Source organism: Bacillus sp. ES1-5, from assembly GCF_022487605.1.
GTDB lineage: Bacteria > Bacillota > Bacilli > Bacillales > Bacillaceae_G > Bacillus_A > Bacillus_A wiedmannii.
Genome location: NZ_JAKVPU010000012.1, coordinates 134,498 through 158,216 on the forward strand (window position 1 = coordinate 134,498; position 23,719 = coordinate 158,216).

Below are 23,719 nucleotides of genomic sequence, written 5' to 3' on the forward strand. Positions count from 1 at the left end.
ATTATTTAAAATTTTCAGTATTTTTGTTGATTTTTAGACAAATTTTTAATGACAAATTTCGATTCACATCGCATATATTATAAAGTACGATATTAATAGATTCACAAACCCTCAAGGTGGTGAGTAATACATTGATTCATAAAAAAATATATAATGCTAGAAACTTAAAAACAGCGAAAGGCACTTTAATTATTGAAGGTCCTGTCTCTACACATAACTTAGAAATATATGAATTTCATCCCGATTTAGTTGCGTTTCGTCCTGCCGAGCAGCAATATAAAGCAATTGTCGAAATTTCTAAATTACCAGAAGCTCGTCTCATTATTGCTAGACATGACCAAACGATTGTTGGATATGTTACATACTTGTATCCTGATCCACTCGAACGATGGTCAGAAGGAAAGATAGCAAACTTAATTGAACTAGGGGCGATTGAAGTTGTCCCTGCCTTCCGCGGTTGCGCTGTCGGAAAAAACTTATTAGAAGTTTCCATGATGGACGACCATATGGAAGATTACATTATATTGACGACTGAATATTATTGGCACTGGGATTTAAAACAAACAGGCTTAAATGTTTGGGAGTACCGAAAAGTAATGGAAAAAATGATGAATGCTGGTGGCTTACAATGGATGGCTACAGATGATCCTGAAATTTGTTCACATCCTGCTAACTGTTTAATGGTCCGCATCGGGAAACGCGTTGATACGGATTCTATTCAAGCATTTGATCGTCTACGTTTTCACAATCGTTTTATGTATTAATAAAGGGGGCAACTGGAATGATTGTAGAAGAAATTATGAATCAAGATGTGGTGACACTACATCCAAACGATACAATCGAAACAGCAATCCGAACGATACGCACGAAAGGCATTCGGCACATTCCAATTGTCGATCAAAATAATCATGTCGTAGGCATTATTTCTGATCGGGATGTAAGAGATGCAAGTCCGTCTATTTTAGATGAACAAGTTTCACTCGATATGCTGAAGCAACCACTTAAACTTATTATGAAACATCCTGTAATGACTTGCCATCCTCTCGATTTCGTTGAAGAAATTGCTACTTTATTTTTTGAAAATAAAATCGGCTGTCTTCCTGTTACAAAGGCAGGAAAGTTAGTTGGAATCATTTCTGAATCTACTGTCCTGCACACGTTAGTGAAATTAACAGGAGCACATCAACCGAGTTCACAAATTGAAATTCAAGTAAAAAATGAACCTGGTATTCTTGGAAAAGTCGTTGCTATTTTTAGTGAGTTACAAATCAATATCGTGAGCGTTCTCGTCTACCCAGCAAAAGATGAGAATGATAAAGTACTCGTTTTCCGCATTCAAACGATGAATCCGCTAAAAGTGATTGATGCACTTGAAGCAGAAGGCTACCGCGTATTATGGCCGAATATCATGGGGATGCAAGCATGAGTAGCGCGTTTATTTATTCGGATGACTTTCGGGGCTATTCATTTAGCCCTGATCATCCTTTTAACCAACTGCGCGTCACACTCACGTATGATTTATTACAAAAGGGCGGTTTTATCTCTCCCTCCCAAATCATCTCACCACGAATGGCTACAGATGAAGAGATCGCCTACGTTCATACAGAGGAATACATAAATGCGGTAAAACGTGCTGGAGAAGGTAAGTTAGAAAAATCAATTGCGATGACATATGGACTCGGAACAGAAGATACACCGATGTTTCCAAATATGCACGAAGCAAGCGCATTACTCGTTGGCGGTACGTTAACTGCTGTCGATGCTGTTCTTTCCGGAAAAGTAAAACACGCGCTTAATTTAGGCGGCGGCTTACATCACGGCTTTCGCGGCAAGGCATCTGGCTTTTGTATTTATAACGATAGTTCCATCGCAATGAAATATATTCAGAAGAAATATGGTTTACGTGTTTTATATATTGATACAGATGCTCATCACGGTGATGGTGTACAGTGGTCTTTTTATGACGATCCTAACGTATGCACTATTTCACTACATGAAACTGGGCGTTATTTATTCCCTGGAACTGGCGCTGTAAATGAACGCGGACAAGGTAATGGCTATAGCTATTCTTTTAACGTTCCACTCGATGCCTTTACAGAAGACGAATCGTTTTTAAATTCATATCGAACTGTCGTAAAAGAAGTTGCCGCATACTTTAAACCGGATATTATTTTAACGCAAAATGGCGCTGACGCACATTATTACGACCCACTTACACACCTTTGCGCAACGATGAATATTTACCGTGAAATACCAAAGCTTGCTCGCGAGATCGCCAATGAATATTGCGAAGGTCGCTGGATCGCTGTCGGCGGCGGTGGCTATGACCACTGGCGCGTCGTCCCAAGAGCTTGGGCACTCATTTGGCTCGAAATGAACAACATCCAAAACATCTCAGGTTATCTCCCTCCAGAATGGATTGACGCTTGGAAAGGACAAGCTGAAACAGAACTTCCCCTCACATGGGAAGATCCAGACAACATGTATAAACCGATCCCCCGTAAACCAGAAATTGAAGAAAAGAATGCATTAACTGTAACGAAATCCCTTGAAATTATTCGGAATAATATGACAAAATCTTTGTACTAAACGAAAAGGAGGCTCGTTTTTGAATAGCCTCCTTTTATTTATTGTCGACTTTTGGCGGTAAATCGATATATTTCGAGTTGCGCTGATATATTTTATTTCATAATTAACTGGTCCAACTTTTATGAGAAAAGGTCGTGATATTATGTGGACACAACAAATAATCAACACGAAACGTGGCACATTTGAAATCTTTACAAAAGGAAATGGCGAACCGCTTTGCATTACACATCACTATTCACAATTTAATGAAACTGGTGATTACTTTGCGGATGTTTTCACTACTACGCATCGTGTATTCCTCATTAATTTACGAGACGCTGGTAACTCAGCAAAAGCCAATTCAGAAAAAGAATTAAGTATGATTGAAACAGTTCACGACTTAGAAGTAATACGAGAAGCATTGCACCTTCCAATATGGCATTTCGCCGGTCATTCAACAGGTGGTATGCTTGGACTTTTATATGCGATTACATATCCAACTTCCTTGCAATCATTAGTCGTGGCCGGAGCTGCAGCAAGTAACTATACCGAAACACCATTTTGTATTTATCACCGAGAACATCCACAGTTTCATTATATGCAAAAGCTCATCGAAAACTTAAAAAAACCCTTACCTTACTAATGAAGAACGAATGGAACTCTCTACTAAGAGGACAAAATTATCTTTGTATAAACCTGAAAACTACAACTCTTATTTTTGTAAACCAATCAAAAAAACAATGTCTTCTAGCCGTATGAATGCTCTCTTAAATCAAATGAATATCCTTCATTTGATTTAAGAGAGCATTTACCTTCCATCCAAACAAAGACCCTCATTATATGCGGAAGACATGATGTACAGTGCCCGATCCAGTATTCTATTGAGATGCATGATCGCATACGTAATGCTATTTTTGTGCCGTTTGAGGACAGTAACCATTATCCTTTTTTAGAACAAGCCAGTCGGTTTATTTCTATTACTCAAGAATTTTTTGGGATTAAAAAGAAAATTAAGGACTCGCAAAGGCAATAAGTCTAGGAAGAGAGAACAAGTTTATTAGTGCTGTTTTGCTAAAGGAGGAAAATAGGGTGAAAGAAAAATTATTAAGAGTTGGAACGACTTATATTCCAGTTACCAACGTAGAGCTTTCTTTAAACTGGTATGTAAACAAATTGGGAGCAGAGTTGAACTTTAAAGACGAAGACAAAGCTATTATTAACTTTGCAAATCAAAGCTTTTTTCTAGTTAAATCCCAAGATAATCAAACCTTAAATTTTTTTGATTTTCACGGTGAAGAACGCTTTTCTATAACATTCGAAGTTAACGGATTACATGTACTAGAATCAATTCATAGTGAATTTATTGAAAAGGAAATTCTAGTTGGAGAGATTGAAAACAGAGGGCATGCTGGGAAGAATTTTGTTTTTTATGATTTAGATGGTAATAAATTTGATGTTTGGAGTGAATTAAGTCCTATTTTCAAAGAAAAATACCTAATATAGAGTGATTTTTTACAATCAGACGTAAGTATTAAATAACATAGAAAGATACGAGGCTTATTCCATTAAAGCCTCGTTAATGAATATATTAACCTTCAAAAGAAATATTTCACACTAGAAACAACAAGAAGAACAAAAAAATCATTAAACCTATATCAAGTAATACTGCCTTTTTATCTCCTTCTTTTATACTCATCATAAAATTAGAAATTATTTTAATTCCAAAAAAGACCATCATAAATAACCCACCGAAGTGATCATTCGTAGAATCTTCATCATAAAACATTTGTATTGCACCGATAATTAATAAGATAAGTACGATATTCGTTCCAATCTTTAAAGCCTTGTTTAATTTATTATCTTTTAATGTATCTCCCAAAATGTAGCACGCCCTCTCATGCTCTCCTATGTTTTATCTCTCTTTATATTTTAACATGAATTACCTATTATTTCCTTTTCATTCGAATAACATAAAAAACCTGCCAATTACTCGGCAGGTACATTACACGTTAAAGCGATAACCAGCGCCCCACACTGTTTCAATATATTGCGGGTGAGCAGGATCTCTTTCAATTTTTTCACGTAGCTTTCTAATGTGAACAACGACAGTGGCTAAATCGCCAGCTGAGTCTAATCCCCAAATACGTTCAAATAACTGTTCTTTATTTAACACTTGGTTTGGATGCGTTACAAAGAATGTTAATAAATCAAATTCCTTCGTTGTAAACGCAATTTCTTCATTGTTTATAAAAACTTTTCTCGCTCGCTGATCGATAGAAATCCCATGAATATACAACGTATCGCGTTGCTTACTCACATTTCCTGATAATCTTTCATAACGAGAAATATGCGCCTTTACTCTTGCTACTAATTCACTCGGGCTAAACGGTTTCGTTATATAATCATCCGCTCCTAAACCAAGTCCGCGAATTTTATCTATATCTTCCTTCTTTGCTGAAACAAGTAAAATTGGAATGTCTTTTATAGCACGTATTTGTTTACAAATTTCGAATCCGTTCATTTTCGGAAGCATAATATCTAAAATAATTAAGTCATAGTCTTCCTGAAGAGCCATTTGTAGACCTATTTCTCCTGAATGCTCTACATCAACATGAAAATCACTAATTTCTAAATAATCTCGCTGTAATTCTGCGATACTTATTTCATCTTCTACTAGTAAAATTCTCTTCATTCTACTCACCACATTCCTGTACTTTTTTCAAGGAGAAGAAAATACTTGTACCTTCCCCAAGCTTACTTTCCGCCCAAATTTCTCCGCCATGTTCTTCAACAATTTGTTTCGCTATCGCTAAGCCAAGTCCACTTCCACCTGTGCTAGAATTTCGCGATTGCTCTGCACGATAAAACCGCTCAAATATATACGGCAGCGTATCAGCTTCTATACCTGATCCATTGTCCATCACTTTCACAATGACTGTATTGTTATCACTTAATACTGTTACAGTAATTTTCTTCGCTTCTTTATCCATGTATTTCACACTATTATGAATTAAATTTGATATCACTCTATTTATCTTTTCGCAATCAGCCGTTACATATAGTGGTGATGAATGTAATTGTAAGTAAACTTCTATACCTTCCTCACTTAAATCCATCTGCATCTCTTCTAATAATTCTTGCATAAACACGTTTAACTCTATCGTTTCAAACTGAAAGGGAACTCGATTCAAATCAAGCTTTGAAAACAAAAAGAGCTCATCAATGAGTGTATCCATATGCTTTGCCTTCGTATGAATGGTCGTTAAATACTTATCCATTTTTTCTGGCGTATTTGCGACTCCATCTTTTATGCCTTCTACATATCCAATAATAGATGTAATCGGTGTTTTTAAATCATGAGATATGTTTGAAATGAGCTCTTTTCGATTTTCTTCATACTGCGTTTGCATCTCTATCGACTCTTTTAATCTCTTCCTCATTTCCTCAAATCCTTGATTTAATTGCCCAATCTCATCATGGGATGTAACTGGAATTTGAAAATCTAAATCCCCTTCTTTAATTCTCCCAGTCGCATCTTTCAGTACAGAAATTGGTTTTATCACACTTCTTGAGACGAGGTAACTTAATAATCCAATAAGTAAAATAGCTAATAGTAAAAGCGATACAAACAAAATCGGAAATAACTTTTGTGTAAGATCTACAAATGAACTTTGCTTCTTTAATACAAATATACTCCCCTCTTCTTCCTGAGGAAAATAAAAATCAAATTTTACATATCGATAAAATGTATCGCCTAGTTCCGTTGTACCACGACTATTAATATTTGCTGATTCAAATTTCGGAAGGGCTTCTTTTAAAGATACATTTTCAAATATTTTTGTAGCATAAGAAATGGTTTCTCCCTTTCTTACAACTATTTTCACACCTTCTTTTTCAAGTGTTGAAACGAACGATTCATCTAATAGTTGAGATTGATTTTTCTTTGCCGCTAATTTCAATTCAATATACGTATTCTCTTCTTCTGGCGTAAGCGGCTTTTGAATATAGGAACTTTTATAGAAATTTTTCACTGATTCCAAGTCTCCTGTTATGGAAAAAACAATTAAAAATCCCGCGACTAATATGAGCGTAATGGAAACGAGAATAACAGCAATATAAGAGAATAAAAATCTTGTTTTAATAGACATATGTTACATCCTCACTTTACCCCGCATTAACGGGCAGTAAGATCCCCACCTCAAAATTCAGAGAAAGCAAAGAAGTTAAGTAGGGGATCAACTGCCCATAAAAGCCCGATTGGTTCAACTAATAATCAGTGGGGGATGAACAAAACCCCCACTGATTAAAGTTTCACTTTATCAAACCTTATTATTTATAAGCATAGAAATATATGTTCAAATACTCAAGCGATTTTATAGTAATTTTAGCTTCAGTTTATGAAAATTTAATGTTTTTATTCTACAGTTGAAATGAGGAGGTTGAAATTCCATGTTCAAAAAAACATTAAGCATGATATGTTGCGTAATTTTTTTGCAAGGATGCTCGCAAGAACAAGAGGTTAAAAAGGAGATGACAAACATGGAGACAGCGCTACTAACAGCTACTGAGAAACAAGAAACGAATACTGTTATATCGTTACTCAAAAAAGGGGCTGACATAAATATAACGGACAGTAAAGGACGTACCCCTCTTATGATTGCTACATACAAAAATGATGTAAAAACCGCCAAAGCGCTTATTGAAGCAGGTGCTGACGTAAATATACAAGATGATATGAAAAACAATCCCTTTCTATACGCCAGTGCAGAAGGTTACTTGGATATTTTAAAACTAACAATTGATGCCGGCGCAGATCCCTCGCTTACAAATCGTTACGGTGGAACAGCTCTTATCCCCGCCTCAGAACATGGCTATATTGATGTTATTAAAGAACTCCTTACGCGAACAACTATTGATGTTAACCATGTAAATAATCTCGGGTGGACCGCTTTAATGGAAGCCATCGTACTAAGTAATGGAAACGAAACACAACAACAAGTCATTCAGGTTCTTATTGAACACGGTGCGGATGTAAATATTCCAGACAACGACGGTGTTACCCCGCTAGAGCATGCGCGCGCTCATAACTTTGAAGAGATAGAGAAGATTTTGTTAGAGGGACGTAAATAAAAAGCTATTTTTTGCCATCCTCTCCCACCCTATGCTACATTTAACCCGTTACATCAATATGAATAGGGTGGGGATAAACATGAACAAACCTAAAATTGGGATGATTGGACTTGGAAGTATCGCACAAAAAGCCTATCTTCCAACACTTACAAAAGAAACAGATTGGAATTTTGTAGGGGCGTTTACACCTAACGCAGAGAAAAGGAAACAAGTTTGCCAACAATACCGCATGCAAGACTTTCATTCTATTGAAACGTTAGCTTCGGAATGCGATGCAATCTTCGTCCATAGTTCAACTGCTACACATTATGAAATCGTTTCTGAACTTCTGAAAAAAGGAATCGACGTTTATGTTGATAAGCCGCTAGCTGCTACAGTGGAACAAGCTGAGAAACTAGTCGAGTTGAGCGAAAAGTATAACCGAAAATTAATGGTCGGATTTAATCGCCGCTTCGTTCCTATGTATGTTGCCGCCAAAGAGCAAGCCCATGATATTTCATGGATTCGAATTGAAAAGCATCGCACAAATAAGGTTGGGCCATATACGTACGACTTTACTATGTTAGATGATTACTTACATATTGTAGATACTGCTCGCTGGTTAGCCAATGATGATCTTAACGTCGTTCATAATATGATGCAAATCAATGAAAAGAATGAACTTCTTTACGGACATCATACATATACAACTGCAAATGGACTGTTACTTTCTACCGCGATGCATCGCCATGCCGGTACAAATTTAGAACAAATTGAACTTGTAACGACAGGGAAAATCATTCGTGTAAAAAATATGAATACATTTGAAGTCGAACAGGAAAACTCTATTTCACAAAGCGGTTCACCATCATGGGATACGACGTTAAAACAGCGCGGTTTTGAAGATGCTGTTCATCATTTTATTGAATGTGTACACGGTGATACAAAGCCTGTTGTAGATGGATTAGAAGCATTAAAAACGCAGCAGCTGTTGCAATCTCTACTGGAGAATGTAAACAAAAATTAAAACGGATACATTTTTCAGAATTTACTTTCATTCCCATTTCCCCTTTATTTCTCTCACAAATTTCTATAGAATATGTTGATAGGAATTATAAATTTCATATTGAATCGTGGAAAGGGTGGGATTAACACATGTGGAACGAGTTTAAAAAATTCGCATTCAAAGGGAATGTAATCGATTTAGCTGTCGGGGTTGTAATCGGTGCTGCATTCGGTAAAATCGTTAGTTCTTTAGTAAAAGATATTATCACACCGTTACTTGGTATGGTATTAGGTGGCGTTAACTTTACAGATTTACATTTTGGATATGGTAAATCCGCTGTTATGTATGGTAACTTCATCCAAACTATTTTTGATTTCTTAATTATTGCAGCTTCTATCTTTATGTTCGTTAAAGTGTTCAACAAACTAACATCTAAAAGAGAAGAAGAAGAAAAGACAGAAGAAATTCCAGAACCAACAAAAGAAGAAGTTCTTCTTAGCGAAATTCGCGACTTATTAAAACAACAAAATTCTTCTAAAGATAGAGCATAATTGAACGGATAAAAAGGCATGTCCCTCTAGGACATGCCTTTTCTATATGCTATAACGTTTCCGAATTCATATGAATAAATAAAATAATACCTGCAACCATAAGTACCATAATACTACCTGCAAATAGTGTAATACCCATAAACATTAAACTTGTACTCATGTCCACTGATACACTTTCAATAAAAATAGAAATTACATACGTGATAAGGGCAATTCCTGCAAGAATACTTCCTGGAACAAATCGCTTTAAGCCATTTTGTTTTAACGTCATATATGCAAAAATAGCAGTCATACAAAGCGTAATTATCCAAAGAACGATCATCTCTTCTCCCCCCTCACAAGCCTTTTCTTTCTATTATACATGACATTGCCCTATAATAGTTAAATTTGCACTTATGTGACATATAACAAGGAATATAACCCCAGCTGTAGCGAAAGCATTACAACATACACTTACACAATGAGGAGTGGTTCATTTGGAATATACTACTGTAGGGGATTTAGAGTTAGTCGAACGATTCGATTATGTTACGATTGACTTAGACAAACAGTTTTTTTATATCGAAGTTGTAAATCTACAAAGCAATAAAGCTGTACTAAAAATATCAATTAACTTAGAAAAAGACGAAACGATGATAGAGGGAAATACAATTCAGTACGATACTTTGTACATAGAAGCATTATTACAAGGGTTAAAATGTATTGCACAAACATGTATTGATCGCAATTTAAGCAACCAAGAGGAACTGTTCGCATTTCTAGAAGAAAATTAGCTCCAATTAAAAATGGTTATTTTTCTATTAATCGATATAATTATCATATACAAATATTCTTTATAAGGGAGTGTTCATAATGATTTGGATTTCACTAATCGTATTAGCCTATTTCATCATTCTCGTCCCAATACAGTATAACTATATTAAGATGCTCAAGACAAAACAGAAAAAAATGAACAGGTCACAAACCAAACTATACGACAACATGTCTTATGAAGAATCCCAAATACACTATCATTATCAAAGTAACGTATTTACAATACCTGCTTCGCTTGTCGCAAGTATTATTTATAAGGTGAAACATGCAGCATAATATGTACGCTGTAAAATTATTGTTTGAATCTGTTCATTCTGGTGAGCCTGATCCTACGAAAATTGATGAGCATTATGAAGAGAATCACGATACACTTTTTGAAGAAAGTATTATTCTTGTTAAGGCAAACAGTATAGAGGGAGCTCACGAATTAGGTAAAAAAATCGCTATACAATCTAAAGATACATACAATAATATGTACGGTGAACAAGTGACATGGACGTTTCGAAAAGTGTTGCATGTGTTTGAATTAGACGATACACCATTTGAAACTGGAAAAGAACTATACGCAAGGTTTTTACACGTTAAAAAAAATGAAACGGTAGATACAGTAGTTAAAACATACTATCCTGAATACGAATAAAAGCTCACAGCAATCGCTGTGAGCTTTTTTATACTTACTTCGTTGAATCTCTAAATTGGATGCGGTGAGGTAAGATAACAGTGTGATCTTCCACTTTTTCTTTGTTCATATACTTTGTTAATAGACGCATTGCTACTGCACCGATATCATACATCGGTTGTACAACTGTTGAAAGTTGCGGACGAACCATTAATGCAAGGCGTGTATTATCGAAACCAAGTACTTCTACATCAGTTGGTACGTTTAATCCAGCGTCTTGTGCTGCATGGATTACACCTAGTGCCATTTCGTCAGAAGATACGAAGATTGCTGTTGGCTTTTCATCACTGCTCCAAAGCTTTTCGAATGCTTCGATACCTGAATCATATGTGTAATCTCCATCGATTATAAGATTTTCATCATATGAAATACCTGCTTCTTCTAAAGCTTTTTTATAACCTTGTAACTTCTTCGCGCTTCCCGCTTTATTAATGAAAGGACCAGAGACGAAGCCGATACGCGTATGTCCTTGCTCAATAAAGTGCTTCATTGCGTCGTAAGCTGCTTGTGTATAATCAATATTTACTGATGGCGTTTCATTTTGCTCATCAAATGACGCTGCTAATACGATTGGTACTGGCGACTTTTTGAATTCTTCAATGTGAATGTCTGTAATATCTTCACCCATGAAAACAATTCCGTCCACTTGTTTTCCAAGCATCGTATTTAATAAATGGAACTCTTTCTCTTTGTTTTGGTCAGAGTTACTTAAAATGATGTTATATTTGTACATTGTTGCGATATCTTCAATTCCACGAGCAAGTTCTGCATAAAACGTATTTGAGATATCAGGAATAATAACACCTACTGTAGTTGTCTTCTTACTTGCTAGTCCACGTGCTACCGCATTTGGGCGGTACCCTAAACGATCAATTGCTTCTAATACTTTCTTTCTTGTTGTAGGCTTTACATTTGGATTACCGTTCACAACGCGTGATACGGTAGCCATTGAAACGTTTGCTTCACGCGCTACATCATAAATTGTTACGTTCATCTCATCGCACACTCCTTCTATTTTTGTTATCTATTTTTATGTATCGGTTACTTGAATGAAAAAAAGACATCAACTCTATTTGCAGATGCCACCAATCGTCCCGAGTTCTTCCTTTTACTAATGATACGATAAAAACGCAGGCTCATACAATATTTTCCCTCAAAGTTTCGAAAAAATTCGCTTCTTTTCTCGTATTTTCGTATTTTTTATGAAAAAAAGGGCATTTTTTGTAAAAAAATAGATATCTCATAAGTAGAAACCCTATTTTAAGCAGTACGATAGTAAATGAAATTTATATCGGCGCTTTTTCTAATATATCAATCGCAACTCGAAATATATGAGCGCTTTTCCAAATATATCAATCGCAACTCGAAATATATGAGCGCTTTTCCAAATATATCGACCACAACTCCAATTATATCAGCGATTTTTTAAATATATCGACTTACCGACAGAAAACGACAATGGTAGTCATTTGATGCGCTGGATTTGGAGGTGCGCGGCGCCCTTTAGAATGCGTTACATCGGCCACGACAGGTAAATGTGTTGCTTTCTTTAAAATCAGCGCAGCGGATATAGGAAGCGTATTACGCGGAGCTCCTTCCCATCGTACCTTTTCACTTACAATAAAAAAGACAGTGTAAACACTGTCTTTTTTACAAGAAGGAAACAAACGGTTTTTCGCTGTTTTTCTCTTTTATAATAATTGCCTCGATTTTACTCTCGGACTTTATCTGCAATTGTACTTTCGCATCTTTAGGTAATTTTTCTAACATACTTTGAGCAGCCATTTGAGTAAGAGCCATTAATTCTGTTTTACCATTGTATTTAATAACGATATTCATATTTAATGTATCCATCTGGTTTTTCTTGTAAGAAACTTTAGCATTTACTGGGATAAAATCTGCCGGAGAAAAATCTTTTATTGCCTTAGCAAAATCAGTTATTTTTGTATTATCTTCTCCATGTGCTTGTTTAAATTCATCAGAAGGATATGAATACGCTTGTTCATCGATCGTACTCCAATTTCCAAGGTTCGTATCATTCTTTTGAACAGTAGCACTAGCAATATACGTACCATTTTTTAAAGAACTTGTACTTTCTTGCTTAAAGATAGCAAACGTAATTGGAGACTTATTATACTTGTCATTTTTATGAATCGCTTCAATAAGTTGCTTGGCAACTTCAGTACCTTTAGACATAGCTTCTTCATTCGATACACTGGAAGACATAGCTAAACCGATCATAATACCAGATAAACTTAGTTCGTTTGAATTCTGTTTTCCGAAATAGTCTTGTTCTATAATATTTGTCAAAACTGGCGCTTCTACTTTTGCGACTAGTTCATCAACTAACTTCTCCGGAATATACTGATTTAATTGTAGTACATGATTTTCTGTATCAAATTGCTGCGCTGCAATATTCATTAAACCATTTTCATACTCTGCTAAATCTAATTTAGAATTTGTTTTTATATTAGCTGTATTTATAACCTTTTGTTCTTTTAAAGGAATTACAGTTCTATAATAATCTTTCGAAACAGCAGTTCTCGGGATCATGCTTTTTTCTTTCGTATCCTTCTGTATAACTTCATCCTTCTTACTAATCGTATTATTACTACAAGCTCCCAGTAATAAACTTACGACCGCGAAGGATAATGCCATTTTCTTCATTACTTAAAACCTACTTTCAACAATCTAATTATTTAATTTGAACTATTAACAGTGTACCATTAAATATATTTCAACAAAAACAAAAAAAAGAAGCAAGCACCTTTCGCTTGCTTCTTTTTACTTAATATTCTCTTCTAAAGCGTCTTTTTTAATGTTCCAATGAGACGTATTCCATACTACCATCCCATCATTTATGTATAACACTTGCGGAGATTCATGTTTAATGCTGTACTGTTCTGCAACACGATTCGAAACATCTCTCGCATCTTGTACGTATAAGTAATACGCTGGTACTGCTCTTTCTTCACTACAATACGCTTGAAATTCTGTATATGCACCGTGACTGATCGGGCATGTCGTACTATGTTTAAAAAGAACATACGGCTCGTTTTTTTCTACTAATACTTCAAGCTCTTCAATTGCTTCAAGTTTTGTCATATTCATCACGATTCACCTCTCATGCGAAGTCTAGAGCGCTTCTCTTTCTTTTCAGCTTTTTTCTCAAGTCTCTCTAATTTACGCTCTTCTTTTTCAACCTTTTTCTCTTGTCTTGTCGAACGATAATGATTGTATACTTCAATTGCTGCGCTACTCCACTGTACAACTTGCGCTACTTTATCTGCATTGTTTTCAATTTCGTCCGTAACAGAATCTGATACATTACGAAGTTTCGTATTTAAAGAATGGATTGTCGTTCCAATTCCATCTACACCCGATACTACTTTATTTAATGATTGTGACTTCTGTTGAATGTCATCAGCTAACGCATTTGTTTTATGTAATAATTGCTCCGTCTCTACGCTAATCCCTTGCATTTGCTTTTCTAAACCTTCTAACGTGCTTGCAACGTTTTCTAACGTCTTTTGAACCGATAACAACGTTCTACATACATACACTACTAATACAGCGAAAGCAACCGCGATAATAGCCGCACTTACATATAAAAGAACTTGCATTTCATCACTTCCTTTATCTTTTTCATACTTTCCCCTATTATACAATCATTTTCCGTTTCGTTCTAATCCCTATCTTTTCATTAGAATTTTCATACTTATTCGTTAACTTTAACATAAATGATTCAACAAATTCCACTAAGTAGGTTACAATAGGAGAGGATACATAATTAGTAGGGAGGCTTTACATATGAAAGATCCACGCATTGAAAAGTTAGCATACAATTTAATTAACTACTCTATCCGCTTACAAAAAGGCGAAAAAGTATTAATTGAAAACTTTGGCTTACAAAAAGAACTTGTAACTGCACTTGTAAAAGAAGCATATGCAGCTGGTGGTTTCCCATTCGTTTCTTTAAAAGATCATCAAGTAGATCGCTCTTTATTAATGGGTGCTACTGAAGAACATTTTGAACAAATCGCTGCATATGAAGCAAGCGTAATGAAAGATATGGACGCTTATATCGGTCTTCGCTCTGGCGATAACATTAACGAACAAGCTGACGTGCCAAGTGAAAGAATGCAAATTCACGGTCAAACAGTTGGTAAGAAAGTTCATAGAGACATCCGCGTTCCGAAAACGCGCTGGGTTGTTCTTCGCTACCCAAATGCTTCTATGGCGCAGCTTGCTAAAATGAGCACAGAAGCTTTCGAAGACTTCTACTTCGAAGTTTGTAACTTAGACTACGGTAAAATGGATAAGGCGATGGATAGCCTTGTTACATTAATGAATAAAACAGATAAAGTTCGCCTAACTGGCCCTGGAACTGACTTAACATTCTCTATTAAAGACATTCCAGCTATTAAATGCTCAGGTCATTTAAACATTCCAGACGGTGAAGTATACTCTGCACCAGTTCGCGATTCTGTTAACGGTACAGTTTCTTACAACACACCATCTCCTTACAACGGTTATACATTTGAAAATGTACAACTTAAGTTTGAGAATGGCCAAATCGTTGAAGCAACTGCAAATGATACAGAGCGCATTAACAAAATCTTCGATACAGACGAAGGCGCACGCTTCGTTGGTGAGTTCGCAATTGGCGTAAACCCATACATCTTACATCCAATGGGAGACATCCTATTCGATGAAAAAATTGATGGCAGCTTCCACTTTACACCTGGACAAGCTTACGAAGATGCATGGAACGGCAACAACTCGAACATTCACTGGGATTTAGTATGCATCCAGCGCCCTGAATACGGCGGCGGCGAAATTTACTTCGACGACGTACTAATCCGTAAAGACGGACGCTTCGTTGTATCTGAACTAGAAGCTTTAAACCCAGAGAACTTAAAATAATGAAAAACGCTCGGAATTTTCTCCGAGCGTTTTTTTATTAATATTGTAATAAATCTTTCGCCACATCTTCTGGCACTTTAAAACTCATTTTCTTATTTTTCATTTCAACTTCGACATAAGGGACATCTTTATATACTGTCATAGTACCAATTTCATGTAACTCTTTTTTATCATTACTCGACTCCGATAATTTTTTTGTATCCTCTTGGTACATTTTAAATATTTTCCCTTGCGGAGTATCCATAGGAGCCGATTCCATTTCCCACTTATCCATTTTCATGACTTCAAACAGCTTTTCAATTTCTTTCTTATCAGTAATTACTTTTTTATCACTTGAATCCGTAAGTGATTCAATCTCAACCTTTTGTGCCTTTTCTAAGTTCATATCAGCCTTTTCCTTCTTCGCACTACACCCTATTACAAGAAAGGATGCTGTTAGCAAAAATATAAACAACATACAGATTTTTTTCATTTCTATATCCCTCCTGTACTATATAGAACTACTTTTCTCGCTTTTTGTTTGCTGAAAATGAAAATAATATAAAAGCGCCACTGCGATAGTACTTATTAATATTGGTTCATATAAGGGCAGATCCCATTTCATATATACTCTAGTGCAAATAGCAAGCACAAGAAATATTTCCAAGCAAAATAAAGGTTTTACATATTTCATTTCTTACCCACCATTTCTATTTTTACATTTGGATTCTCTTTCTCGATAAGCGCCAGAAATTCATTCATATCTTGCGGCATCGCAACCATATGTACTTTGTATGCATTCGTCGTAATTTCAAGGTATTTTCCAACTTGACGAACAACTCTTATATCTTTTAATACAACATCATCATTTAAAATACCGTACTTTAACACACCATTTTCTACTTTATGCTTTTTAATAAATACTTCCCAAACGAGTGGTACATTTACAAGGAAGCATAAGCCCATTCCAATTAACGCTGACATCCACTGCTCTTTATTTGAGATAATCATGACAAGTGGATATACAAACATAAAAACTAACGTGAGACAAACGAAAATTACTACTGACTTACTTCTTTGAATCGGAAAGTCCATACCTACACCTCCTAACCTAAATTATACCACTTTTTCCATTTTAGTCATGAAAAAAGGCCATTTCTGAATGACCTTCTTAAACGATATACCTATAGAATTTCTTATCTACCTGTAACACTGGAAAACTTTTTGGCAACTCATCTATACTCACACTTTGGAAATCATTCTTTTCATAAAAGCGATGCGCTGCTAAAAACTTCACTGTCGTTCCTAAGTAAATATCTTTCAGCTTTTTATTCTCAGCCCAGGAAATTGCTGTTTGGAGCAACTTATGTGATGCGCCCCACCCTTTTCCGCGAAATTCTTTTTTTACGAACATTTTTCTTAGCGCTACTTGCTGATTCTCAATATCTAATAAAGCTACTGTTCCAACTACTTTATCATCATAAGTTGCTACCCAAAAGTTTCCATAATCCCTTTGATAGAACGTTTCTATTTCAAGTAAGTCTGGCTGCTCTTCTTTCGTAATGGGAACATTGTACTCTTTTTGCTGAATATGAACGATAAGGTCTACTACTTCATCTTGAAACGTACTTTCATACGGAATAATGCGTATCTTCTCGTTCATCGGATCTCCTTCCACTCTGAAGCTAGTAAACTATATACAGCGATATCATGAAAATGATCATATAACCATTCTTCACCTCTTAAAATACCATCTAACTTAAATCCTAAACGCTCTGGAATAGCTCGGCTTTTCACATTCTCAACACCGCACCGAATTTCCATTTTATTTAATTTTAAATTCTCAAATGCATAGTGAAGTACAGCTTTCACGCTACGCGTCATAATACCTGTCCCACCAGCATCTTCTGCAAGATAATATCCAAGACTCGCCGCTTTCTTCCCCCAACTTACTGGATGAATACCTACCATCCCAACAAGCTTTCCTTTGTAACGTATGCCACTTTCAAAACCATCTCCCTCTGCAAACTTCTTTAACCACATCGGAAAAATCTCATCATAAGCATCAGCAGATTTCGTTCCATCTACCCAAGGGAGCCATTTTCGTAAATGATTACGGTTTTGATCTAATAATTGATATAATTCCTCTTTATGATGTTTTTCAAATAATTGTAGTTCGATATCGTCGTCTACTCGGAGTGTGAACATGTTTTTTAGTCCCCTTTTAGTTTTCTTATTATTCTAACACTTATAGATGTAAAATGTTAAATATTCACACTTTCTTTTGATTTTCTTTGTATAAAACCAGAAGAATACAATACTCCCGTAATAACTAATATCATTCCTACAGATTGTGCAGATGTTATATTGACTCCTTCAATAAAAGAAATAAGCATTGTAACAACAGGCACTAGATTAAAAAATAAAGATGTCCTTGCTGCCCCAATTTGAGCAATTCCATTATTCCACCATAAGTAACCAAGCACACTCATTCCAATTGCCATAAAGAGAATCGCTCCCCATGCCAACAAAGGAATTTCCAAAATTGGTACTATACTTTTTTGTGTAGAAGATATGATAATAAAGGCAAGTGCACCAATAATCATTGTATATGTCGTCGTTTGTATTGGATTACCAGTTTTAATAAACCTTCTGCCTAGTACACCGTATAATGCCCAGCAAATATTCCCTAATAAAATATAAAAATCCCCTTTTGAAAATGATAAATGTTGTAGTATTGTAAACGAACCCTGTGTAAGTACAAAAACAACGCCAATTAGTGCAAGTAACATTCCAATTGCTTGGCGCTTCACTATTTTCTCTCGTAAAATGACACTTGCTAACAGCGTCGTAACGAGAGGATTTGTCGCCATAATAAGTGCACCATTAATAGCTTCTGTATATTTCATTCCCGAAAAGAAAAAGAAGTTAAAGCCGAATACACCAACAATGCCTAGCAAAAGGTAATAGGTCCTATTCTGCATCCATACTTCCAAATCAAAATCTTTTCGTATTTTTAACAAACATAACATCACAAATGCAGCAATCCCAAAACGCCATGCTGCTATATGAATTGCTTCGAAATACTGCACCGCATATTTCGAAGCATTAAATGTCCCACCAGTAAATATCGCAAAACCTAATAACTGCGCATATACTTTATTTTTCATCGCCGGCCTCCAAGACTTTTTCTTCTAGAAAACCGTAATAAATTTCTAACTTCTCCTCCGTTAACTGAACAACTTTTTGTAATTGTTCCTGCTGTTCTTTTAATCGCTCCAAGTGAGTTGTTAAAATGGAAATTCTCTTTTTTACTTTCGCTGGTACTTCCTCTTTCTTCTGCCTAATTTCCTCTATAATGCATCCGTCACTTGCAAACTCAGCCATCTCTTCTAATGACATCCCAGTTTGTTTTAATGAATATAAAAATTTTAATAAACGTACATCACCTTCTGTATACTGACGAATACCACTATTTCGTGTTGGTGGTGGTAATAAACCTAATTTCTCATAGTAGCGCAAAGTGTGAATGCCCATCCCTGTTAATTCTGCTACTTCACCGATTTTATACATGTTCTCTCCCCCTTGTTTTTGCATTTTCATCTTACAACCTAGAGTTAGCTCTAGGTCAATACGGAAATAAAAATTGAACACAAAAAAAAAGACGCACAGCCACAGCTATGCGTCTTTTTTCTTACTTCTCTGCAACTTGAACTTCTTTTACGTAAGCTGCTTCGAATTTTTGGATGTCGCCTGCGCCCATGAAAATTAGAACGCCGTTTTTATGTTTCTTTAATACATCCGTTGTTGTATCTGTAATTAGTTCTGCACCGTCAATACGCTTTTGCAGATCTTCAATTGTTAATTCACCTTTGTTTTCGCGTGCTGATCCGAAAATATCACATAAGTATACTTGGTCAGCTTTGCTTAGACTTTCAGCGAACTCATCTAAGAATTTTTCTGTACGTGAGAATGTATGTGGCTGGAATACAGCGACAACTTCACGCTCTGGGTGTTTTTGACGAGCTGCTTCAATCGTTGCATTAATTTCTGTCGGATGGTGTGCGTAGTCATCGATAATAACTTGCTCTCCCATTGGCTTTTCATTAAAGCGACGTTTTACGCCTTCAAAAGTTGTTAGCTGATGCTTAACTGCTTCTACATCAACGTTTTCATAGTGGCAAAGCGCGATTACTGCTAATGCATTTAATACGCTGTGATTGCCGTATCCTGTAATTTTGAACGTGTCATAGTACGTATTACGAACGAATACATCGAAAATAGTACCATCTGTTCTCTTTTGAATGTTACGTGCTTGGAAATCATTATCTTCTCCAAATCCATAGAAAATAACAGGTACTTTCGCTTGAATTTTTTGAAGTTCTTCATCATCTCCACATGCAATAATGCCTTTTTTCACTTGCAATGCCATCTCTTGGAATGCATTGAATACATCATTGATATCTGAGAAATAATCTGGATGATCAAAATCAATGTTTGTCATAATCGCATAGTCTGGATTGTAAGACAAGAAATGACGACGATACTCACAAGCTTCAAATACAAAATACTTACTATTTTCTACCCCATGCCCTGTTCCATCTCCAATAAGGTAAGATGTAGGGTGTGCACCTTGCATTACATGGGCTAACAAACCAGTTGTTGATGTTTTTCCATGTGCACCAGTTACAGCAACACTTGTGTATTGGTTCATAAGGTCACCTAAGAAGTGATGGTAACGATGTACTGGGATGTTTAATTCTTTTGCTGCTACGATTTCTTCATGCGTATCAGGAAATGCATTTCCTGCAATAATCACTTGTCCTTCTTTTACATTATTTTTATCAAAAGGAAGGATCGAGATATTACGCTTTTCCAACGCTGTTTGTGTAAAGAAACGCTTTTCATAATCAGACCCTTGAACAGTATGCTTCATGTCATGAAGAATTTGAGCTAACGAACTCATTCCTGTTCCTTTAATTCCTACAAAATGGTAAACTGTCATCTTAAAGAACCTCCAACATTTCGAACTAATACAACGGCCTATCTATAAGACAGTATATGAATCTTTTCTTATTTTGGTAATCATCATACATTTTTGATGTAGTGAAGTTATTCTTCCCTTCACCTATCAGGATAAACTCGTACGTACTTCTTTTTTATGTCCATAACAAATCCATTATAGCAAAAAAGAAGCCGCTATACTATGATAACAGAAAAACTGATAGGGTCAATCACCTATCAGTTTTTCTCTCTTTTACATATCTTCTCTTTTTTCTAATTGAACACGCTCTAAACGTGGGTTTGGACGATATTTACGACCAGCTTTCGCTTCTGGTTTTCCATTTAATTCTACGTTATCACCAGTAAAGCCAATATTCATTTTTAATAAGCTACTTCCTACTCCGTATATATCAACAGGTACGTTTTGAGCTTCAAATTCACGAATACGCTTCTCATCAAATCCACCAGTTACAACGATGTCTACATGCTGGAATCCTTCTTCATCAAGTGCTTTACGAAGTGCGAATACAAGCGATGGGTTTACACCACGTGGATCGAATGTTCCAAGTACTTCTGGGTGGCGAATGAAGTATTGATCAATCATCGTGCGCGACGTATCTACACGTACACCTTTTAATGTTGATCCAAATTCACGCGCTACGCGAAGTGCATCTGTAATGACATCATTGTTGTAATCAATTAATACAACTAATTCATCTTCTGGGAATTTCTTATGATATGCTTTTGCCGCTTCCACAACATCACCATTAAACATTTGAATTAAAGCGTGAGGCATTGTCCCCATACCACTTCTGCCCCACCATTCATTCATCGCATGCGTCGCTTGTGCGCTCATACCTCCGATGTATGCTGCATAACCGTCACCAGCTTGTTGCGTATAATGATCGTCACGATCTCCCATGAAAATAACTGGTTTTTCTTTATCTACACTACGTGCAGCTTGGACAACGTTATATACGTTTGTCGCAACTGATGTACGACGGGCTAAAATCCCATCAATGACACCTTCTAAAAATCCGAAATTTTCATAAGGACCATGAATTGTTAACACTGTTTCAAACGGACTAATATTATCGCCATCTTTTAAAGAGTTAATTTCAAGTTCCTCAGGATTTTTTGCGAATGTTTGTAGCAATGCAATCACTTCATCTGTTCCGCAAAGAACTGCATTTTCCTTTTGGAAAAATTGCATCGTCACAACACTTTTCGGGCGAAATTCTTCAATGATTTCTCTAGTCTTTAAAAAGTAAACGGCAGAGAACCAACCTTCTCCAACACGTTCGTCAAATTTAAATGTTCTATTTGTTAGTCTATTTATTTCACCTTTTAATTTTAATTCAATTTCTTTCATGTCGCTTTACTCCCTACTTTACTATCCAACATTTTCTATTAGTATACAGCAAAACCGTTTACTATACATTTGTTTCCTGCATAGCAGCGAATTCATCCTCAGAAATAAGGACATCTCTCGGTTTCGTTCCTCTTCCTTCAGAAATAATCCCTTGCGATTCCATCTCTTCAATGAGACGTGCCGCGCGATTATAACCGATGCGGAATTTTCGCTGTACAGAAGATGTGGACGCTCCCCCTTGTTCTACAACAAATTGACATGCATCAAAGAACAATTCGTCTTCCGACTCAGCTTGTTCTGTTTTCGCTAATAAATCCTCTTGCTTAAATAAGTAGTTCGGCTTCATTTGCTTTCTCACATGATCAACTGTTTTCTCAATCTCATCATCCGATACATATACACCTTGTACACGAACCGGTTTAGACGTACCGTTTCCTAAGAATAACATATCACCACGACCAAGTAATTTCTCCGCGCCCCCAATATCAATAATCGTACGCGAATCAACTTGAGATGATACTGTAAACGCAATACGCGTTGGAATGTTTGATTTAATTAAACCTGTAATAACGTCTACAGATGGTCTCTGCGTCGCAACTAATAAGTGAATACCACAAGCACGAGCTTTTTGTGCAATACGACAAATCGCTTCCTCAACATCACCAGGAGCAACCATCATTAAGTCAGCTAACTCGTCAATAACGATAACGATATAAGGTAATGTCTCTCCTGGAATTTCTCGTCCACTTACAATGGTATTGTAACGAGTTAAATCACGAGCACCCGCGTGCGCAAACAATTCATAACGACGCTCCATTTCTTCAACTGCCCACTTTAATGCAGCTGTCGCTGCCTTTACATCCGTAATAACAGGTGCTACAAGATGTGGAACAGAATTGTATGGTGCAAGCTCAACCATCTTCGGATCGATTAACATTAACTTCACTTCATGCGGTTTCGCTTTATATAAAATGCTCGTTAAAATTGCGTTAATACACACACTTTTACCAGAACCTGTTGCACCCGCAATAAGTCCATGTGGCATTTTCCGAATATCCGTTACAATTGGATCGCCTGAAATATCAAGTCCTAGCGCAACTGTAAGCGGTGATTCGCTCTTTGTAAACACAGGACTTCGTAAAATTTCACGAAGAAATACTGGCTTACTTTCTTTATTTGGAACTTCGATTCCAATCGCACTCTTCCCTGGAATTGGTGCTTCAATACGAATATCTTTCGCTGCTAAACTCAGTTTAATATCATCACTTAAGTTTGTAATTTTATTTACTTTCACACCTGGGTCTGGCTGCACTTCGAAACGAGTTACCGCTGGACCTTGCGATACGTTAATAACATGTGCACCAACGTGGAAATTATTAAATGTTGTATTTAATAATTCTTTCTGTTCATCCAACCATTCCGTATTATCTAACGCTGCCTGCTGCGGAATTGACAACAATGTTAATGGCGGAATTGCATATGTCGGTGGTGTTTGCAATACATTTCGCATATCGTTCTCTCTTTGATTTACAACATATGCTTTCTCTTGTACTTCCGTACTTGAAGTTGGCTTTTGTACTTGCTCTGCCACTACTTGCTGCACTGGTTGTTCTTCCACTTGTGGTTTTACTACCTCTTGCTGCATTGGTTTCTCTTCTACTCGTGATTCCACCACTACTTGCTGCATTGGTTTCTCTTCCACTTGTGGTTCC

At 36.3% G+C, this 23,719-nt stretch carries 29 protein-coding genes and 1 pseudogene; 12 read left to right on the plus strand and 18 right to left on the minus strand.

Annotation, left to right across the window (positions count from 1 at the left end):
- Positions 1-131: 131 nt before the first annotated feature.
- From acuA to MKO96_RS26645, 5 genes and pseudogenes are all read left to right on the plus strand, one after another.
- Positions 132-764: an acetoin utilization protein acetyltransferase AcuA gene (gene acuA, locus MKO96_RS26625; RefSeq protein WP_240589181.1), complete on the plus strand. Its 633-nt coding sequence runs from the start codon at positions 132-134 to the stop codon at positions 762-764.
- A 17-nt stretch (positions 765-781) separates the two neighbouring features.
- Complete coding sequence (locus MKO96_RS26630; RefSeq protein ID WP_240589182.1) at positions 782-1,426, plus strand: acetoin utilization AcuB family protein; 645 nt, start codon at positions 782-784, stop codon at positions 1,424-1,426.
- Positions 1,423-2,589, plus strand: coding sequence for an acetoin utilization protein AcuC (gene acuC / locus MKO96_RS26635; RefSeq protein WP_000092828.1), 1,167 nt, complete (start codon positions 1,423-1,425; stop codon positions 2,587-2,589). Before MKO96_RS26630 ends, acuC begins: the two co-directional genes overlap by 4 nt.
- A 121-nt stretch (positions 2,590-2,710) precedes the next feature.
- A pseudogene (locus MKO96_RS26640) lies at positions 2,711-3,601 on the plus strand (alpha/beta fold hydrolase).
- A 56-nt stretch (positions 3,602-3,657) separates the two neighbouring features.
- The gene (locus MKO96_RS26645; RefSeq protein WP_000660174.1) at positions 3,658-4,071 is read left to right on the plus strand and encodes a VOC family protein; all 414 of its coding nucleotides are present in this window, start codon (positions 3,658-3,660) and stop codon (positions 4,069-4,071) included.
- 106 nt (positions 4,072-4,177) lie between these two features.
- Here MKO96_RS26645 and MKO96_RS26650 read toward each other — a convergent pair whose 3' ends face one another.
- The 3 genes from MKO96_RS26650 to MKO96_RS26660 all read right to left on the minus strand — a co-directional run bounded on the left by MKO96_RS26650 (position 4,178) and on the right by MKO96_RS26660 (position 6,716).
- A complete protein-coding gene (locus MKO96_RS26650) occupies positions 4,178-4,447 on the minus strand; it encodes a hypothetical protein (protein ID WP_240589183.1) in 270 nt (89 codons plus the stop codon).
- A 123-nt stretch (positions 4,448-4,570) separates the two neighbouring features.
- Positions 4,571-5,260, minus strand: coding sequence for a response regulator transcription factor (locus tag MKO96_RS26655; protein ID WP_044737566.1), 690 nt, complete (start codon positions 5,258-5,260; stop codon positions 4,571-4,573).
- Position 5,261: 1 nt separating this feature from the next.
- Positions 5,262-6,716 (minus strand): sensor histidine kinase, encoded by a 1,455-nt coding sequence (locus tag MKO96_RS26660; protein WP_240589184.1) that lies wholly within the window; start codon positions 6,714-6,716, stop codon positions 5,262-5,264.
- Between the two features lie 301 nt (positions 6,717-7,017).
- Between MKO96_RS26660 and MKO96_RS26665 the strand changes: the two genes are divergently transcribed.
- The 3 genes from MKO96_RS26665 (at position 7,018) to mscL (ending at position 9,234) form a co-directional block, all read left to right on the plus strand.
- Positions 7,018-7,698: an ankyrin repeat domain-containing protein gene (locus tag MKO96_RS26665; protein ID WP_240589185.1), complete on the plus strand. Its 681-nt coding sequence runs from the start codon at positions 7,018-7,020 to the stop codon at positions 7,696-7,698.
- A gap of 79 nt (positions 7,699-7,777) precedes the next feature.
- Positions 7,778-8,704: a Gfo/Idh/MocA family protein gene (locus MKO96_RS26670; RefSeq protein WP_240589186.1), complete on the plus strand. Its 927-nt coding sequence runs from the start codon at positions 7,778-7,780 to the stop codon at positions 8,702-8,704.
- A gap of 128 nt (positions 8,705-8,832) precedes the next feature.
- On the plus strand, positions 8,833-9,234 hold the full coding sequence (gene mscL / locus MKO96_RS26675; RefSeq protein WP_000267007.1) for a large conductance mechanosensitive channel protein MscL: 402 nt from the start codon (positions 8,833-8,835) through the stop codon (positions 9,232-9,234).
- Positions 9,235-9,283: 49 nt separating this feature from the next.
- Here mscL and MKO96_RS26680 read toward each other — a convergent pair whose 3' ends face one another.
- Positions 9,284-9,556: a DUF3917 domain-containing protein gene (locus MKO96_RS26680; RefSeq protein WP_000636592.1), complete on the minus strand. Its 273-nt coding sequence runs from the start codon at positions 9,554-9,556 to the stop codon at positions 9,284-9,286.
- A gap of 154 nt (positions 9,557-9,710) precedes the next feature.
- On the opposite strand from MKO96_RS26680, the gene dhp61 reads away from it, so the two are divergent.
- From dhp61 to MKO96_RS26695, 3 genes are all read left to right on the plus strand, one after another.
- Positions 9,711-10,007 carry a protein Dhp61 gene (gene dhp61 / locus MKO96_RS26685; protein ID WP_240589187.1) on the plus strand — a complete coding sequence of 99 codons (297 nt, stop codon included), beginning with the start codon at positions 9,711-9,713 and terminating at the stop codon, positions 10,005-10,007.
- Positions 10,008-10,086: 79 nt separating this feature from the next.
- Positions 10,087-10,323 (plus strand): DUF3949 domain-containing protein, encoded by a 237-nt coding sequence (locus MKO96_RS26690; RefSeq protein ID WP_240589188.1) that lies wholly within the window; start codon positions 10,087-10,089, stop codon positions 10,321-10,323.
- Position 10,324: 1 nt separating this feature from the next.
- A complete protein-coding gene (locus MKO96_RS26695) occupies positions 10,325-10,687 on the plus strand; it encodes a DUF4288 domain-containing protein (protein WP_240589199.1) in 363 nt (120 codons plus the stop codon).
- 34 nt (positions 10,688-10,721) lie between these two features.
- Here MKO96_RS26695 and ccpA read toward each other — a convergent pair whose 3' ends face one another.
- The 4 genes from ccpA to MKO96_RS26720 all read right to left on the minus strand — a co-directional run bounded on the left by ccpA (position 10,722) and on the right by MKO96_RS26720 (position 14,349).
- Positions 10,722-11,720: a catabolite control protein A gene (ccpA, locus tag MKO96_RS26700; protein WP_001103309.1), complete on the minus strand. Its 999-nt coding sequence runs from the start codon at positions 11,718-11,720 to the stop codon at positions 10,722-10,724.
- Between the two features lie 656 nt (positions 11,721-12,376).
- Positions 12,377-13,393 (minus strand): CamS family sex pheromone protein, encoded by a 1,017-nt coding sequence (locus tag MKO96_RS26710; protein ID WP_240589189.1) that lies wholly within the window; start codon positions 13,391-13,393, stop codon positions 12,377-12,379.
- A 117-nt stretch (positions 13,394-13,510) separates the two neighbouring features.
- Positions 13,511-13,837 carry a bacillithiol system redox-active protein YtxJ gene (ytxJ, locus tag MKO96_RS26715; protein ID WP_240589190.1) on the minus strand — a complete coding sequence of 109 codons (327 nt, stop codon included), beginning with the start codon at positions 13,835-13,837 and terminating at the stop codon, positions 13,511-13,513.
- The gene (locus MKO96_RS26720; RefSeq protein WP_080349846.1) at positions 13,837-14,349 is read right to left on the minus strand and encodes a DUF948 domain-containing protein; all 513 of its coding nucleotides are present in this window, start codon (positions 14,347-14,349) and stop codon (positions 13,837-13,839) included. The genes ytxJ and MKO96_RS26720 overlap by 1 nt, the downstream gene beginning before the upstream one ends.
- 187 nt (positions 14,350-14,536) lie before the next feature.
- On the opposite strand from MKO96_RS26720, the gene MKO96_RS26725 reads away from it, so the two are divergent.
- Complete coding sequence (locus MKO96_RS26725; RefSeq protein ID WP_046956172.1) at positions 14,537-15,652, plus strand: aminopeptidase; 1,116 nt, start codon at positions 14,537-14,539, stop codon at positions 15,650-15,652.
- 37 nt (positions 15,653-15,689) lie between these two features.
- Here MKO96_RS26725 and MKO96_RS26730 read toward each other — a convergent pair whose 3' ends face one another.
- The 10 genes from MKO96_RS26730 to MKO96_RS26775 all read right to left on the minus strand — a co-directional run.
- Complete coding sequence (locus MKO96_RS26730) at positions 15,690-16,124, minus strand: hypothetical protein (RefSeq protein ID WP_240589191.1); 435 nt, start codon at positions 16,122-16,124, stop codon at positions 15,690-15,692.
- A gap of 18 nt (positions 16,125-16,142) precedes the next feature.
- A complete protein-coding gene (locus tag MKO96_RS26735) occupies positions 16,143-16,325 on the minus strand; it encodes a hypothetical protein (RefSeq protein WP_240589192.1) in 183 nt (60 codons plus the stop codon).
- A complete protein-coding gene (locus MKO96_RS26740) occupies positions 16,322-16,726 on the minus strand; it encodes a PH domain-containing protein (protein ID WP_240589193.1) in 405 nt (134 codons plus the stop codon). Before MKO96_RS26740 ends, MKO96_RS26735 begins: the two co-directional genes overlap by 4 nt.
- Before the next feature lie 76 nt (positions 16,727-16,802).
- Positions 16,803-17,294: a GNAT family N-acetyltransferase gene (locus MKO96_RS26745; protein WP_240589194.1), complete on the minus strand. Its 492-nt coding sequence runs from the start codon at positions 17,292-17,294 to the stop codon at positions 16,803-16,805.
- Positions 17,291-17,839 (minus strand): GNAT family N-acetyltransferase, encoded by a 549-nt coding sequence (locus tag MKO96_RS26750; protein WP_240589195.1) that lies wholly within the window; start codon positions 17,837-17,839, stop codon positions 17,291-17,293. The genes MKO96_RS26745 and MKO96_RS26750 overlap by 4 nt, the downstream gene beginning before the upstream one ends.
- A gap of 56 nt (positions 17,840-17,895) precedes the next feature.
- Positions 17,896-18,801 (minus strand): DMT family transporter, encoded by a 906-nt coding sequence (locus tag MKO96_RS26755; RefSeq protein ID WP_240589196.1) that lies wholly within the window; start codon positions 18,799-18,801, stop codon positions 17,896-17,898.
- Positions 18,791-19,204: a MerR family transcriptional regulator gene (locus tag MKO96_RS26760; protein ID WP_087982477.1), complete on the minus strand. Its 414-nt coding sequence runs from the start codon at positions 19,202-19,204 to the stop codon at positions 18,791-18,793. Before MKO96_RS26760 ends, MKO96_RS26755 begins: the two co-directional genes overlap by 11 nt.
- A gap of 121 nt (positions 19,205-19,325) precedes the next feature.
- Complete coding sequence (murC, locus tag MKO96_RS26765) at positions 19,326-20,636, minus strand: UDP-N-acetylmuramate--L-alanine ligase (protein ID WP_000219461.1); 1,311 nt, start codon at positions 20,634-20,636, stop codon at positions 19,326-19,328.
- 252 nt (positions 20,637-20,888) lie between these two features.
- Positions 20,889-22,007, minus strand: a complete 1,119-nt coding sequence (locus tag MKO96_RS26770) for a nicotinate phosphoribosyltransferase (protein ID WP_000658380.1) — start codon at positions 22,005-22,007, stop codon at positions 20,889-20,891.
- Positions 22,008-22,068: 61 nt separating this feature from the next.
- Positions 22,069-23,719: DNA translocase FtsK (locus MKO96_RS26775; protein ID WP_240589197.1), on the minus strand; the 1,651-nt coding region annotated here is incomplete at its 5' end.

Excerpts from the sequence above, each read along its gene's own strand:
- MKO96_RS26660 (WP_240589184.1), bottom strand. The coding sequence starts at position 6,716 with ATGTCTATTAAAACAAGATTTTTATTCTCTTATATTGCTGTTATTCTC.
- MKO96_RS26690 (WP_240589188.1), top strand. The coding sequence starts at position 10,087 with ATGATTTGGATTTCACTAATCGTATTAGCCTATTTCATCATTCTCGTC.
- MKO96_RS26695 (WP_240589199.1), top strand. The coding sequence starts at position 10,325 with ATGTACGCTGTAAAATTATTGTTTGAATCTGTTCATTCTGGTGAGCCT.
- MKO96_RS26680 (WP_000636592.1), bottom strand. The coding sequence starts at position 9,556 with ATGATCGTTCTTTGGATAATTACGCTTTGTATGACTGCTATTTTTGCA.
- MKO96_RS26710 (WP_240589189.1), bottom strand. The coding sequence starts at position 13,393 with ATGAAGAAAATGGCATTATCCTTCGCGGTCGTAAGTTTATTACTGGGA.
- MKO96_RS26735 (WP_240589192.1), bottom strand. The coding sequence starts at position 16,325 with ATGAAATATGTAAAACCTTTATTTTGCTTGGAAATATTTCTTGTGCTT.
- MKO96_RS26665 (WP_240589185.1), top strand. The coding sequence starts at position 7,018 with ATGTTCAAAAAAACATTAAGCATGATATGTTGCGTAATTTTTTTGCAA.
- ccpA (WP_001103309.1), bottom strand. The coding sequence starts at position 11,720 with ATGAACGTAACAATTTATGATGTAGCGCGTGAAGCAAACGTTTCAATG.
- MKO96_RS26630 (WP_240589182.1), top strand. The coding sequence starts at position 782 with ATGATTGTAGAAGAAATTATGAATCAAGATGTGGTGACACTACATCCA.
- MKO96_RS26745 (WP_240589194.1), bottom strand. The coding sequence starts at position 17,294 with ATGAACGAGAAGATACGCATTATTCCGTATGAAAGTACGTTTCAAGAT.
- acuC (WP_000092828.1), top strand. The coding sequence starts at position 1,423 with ATGAGTAGCGCGTTTATTTATTCGGATGACTTTCGGGGCTATTCATTT.
- murC (WP_000219461.1), bottom strand. The coding sequence starts at position 20,636 with ATGACAGTTTACCATTTTGTAGGAATTAAAGGAACAGGAATGAGTTCG.
- MKO96_RS26750 (WP_240589195.1), bottom strand. The coding sequence starts at position 17,839 with ATGTTCACACTCCGAGTAGACGACGATATCGAACTACAATTATTTGAA.
- MKO96_RS26770 (WP_000658380.1), bottom strand. The coding sequence starts at position 22,007 with ATGAAAGAAATTGAATTAAAATTAAAAGGTGAAATAAATAGACTAACA.
- MKO96_RS26760 (WP_087982477.1), bottom strand. The coding sequence starts at position 19,204 with ATGTATAAAATCGGTGAAGTAGCAGAATTAACAGGGATGGGCATTCAC.
- MKO96_RS26725 (WP_046956172.1), top strand. The coding sequence starts at position 14,537 with ATGAAAGATCCACGCATTGAAAAGTTAGCATACAATTTAATTAACTAC.
- ytxJ (WP_240589190.1), bottom strand. The coding sequence starts at position 13,837 with ATGAATATGACAAAACTTGAAGCAATTGAAGAGCTTGAAGTATTAGTA.
- mscL (WP_000267007.1), top strand. The coding sequence starts at position 8,833 with ATGTGGAACGAGTTTAAAAAATTCGCATTCAAAGGGAATGTAATCGAT.
- MKO96_RS26720 (WP_080349846.1), bottom strand. The coding sequence starts at position 14,349 with ATGCAAGTTCTTTTATATGTAAGTGCGGCTATTATCGCGGTTGCTTTC.
- MKO96_RS26740 (WP_240589193.1), bottom strand. The coding sequence starts at position 16,726 with ATGGACTTTCCGATTCAAAGAAGTAAGTCAGTAGTAATTTTCGTTTGT.
- MKO96_RS26755 (WP_240589196.1), bottom strand. The coding sequence starts at position 18,801 with ATGAAAAATAAAGTATATGCGCAGTTATTAGGTTTTGCGATATTTACT.
- MKO96_RS26730 (WP_240589191.1), bottom strand. The coding sequence starts at position 16,124 with ATGAAAAAAATCTGTATGTTGTTTATATTTTTGCTAACAGCATCCTTT.
- MKO96_RS26670 (WP_240589186.1), top strand. The coding sequence starts at position 7,778 with ATGAACAAACCTAAAATTGGGATGATTGGACTTGGAAGTATCGCACAA.
- MKO96_RS26655 (WP_044737566.1), bottom strand. The coding sequence starts at position 5,260 with ATGAAGAGAATTTTACTAGTAGAAGATGAAATAAGTATCGCAGAATTA.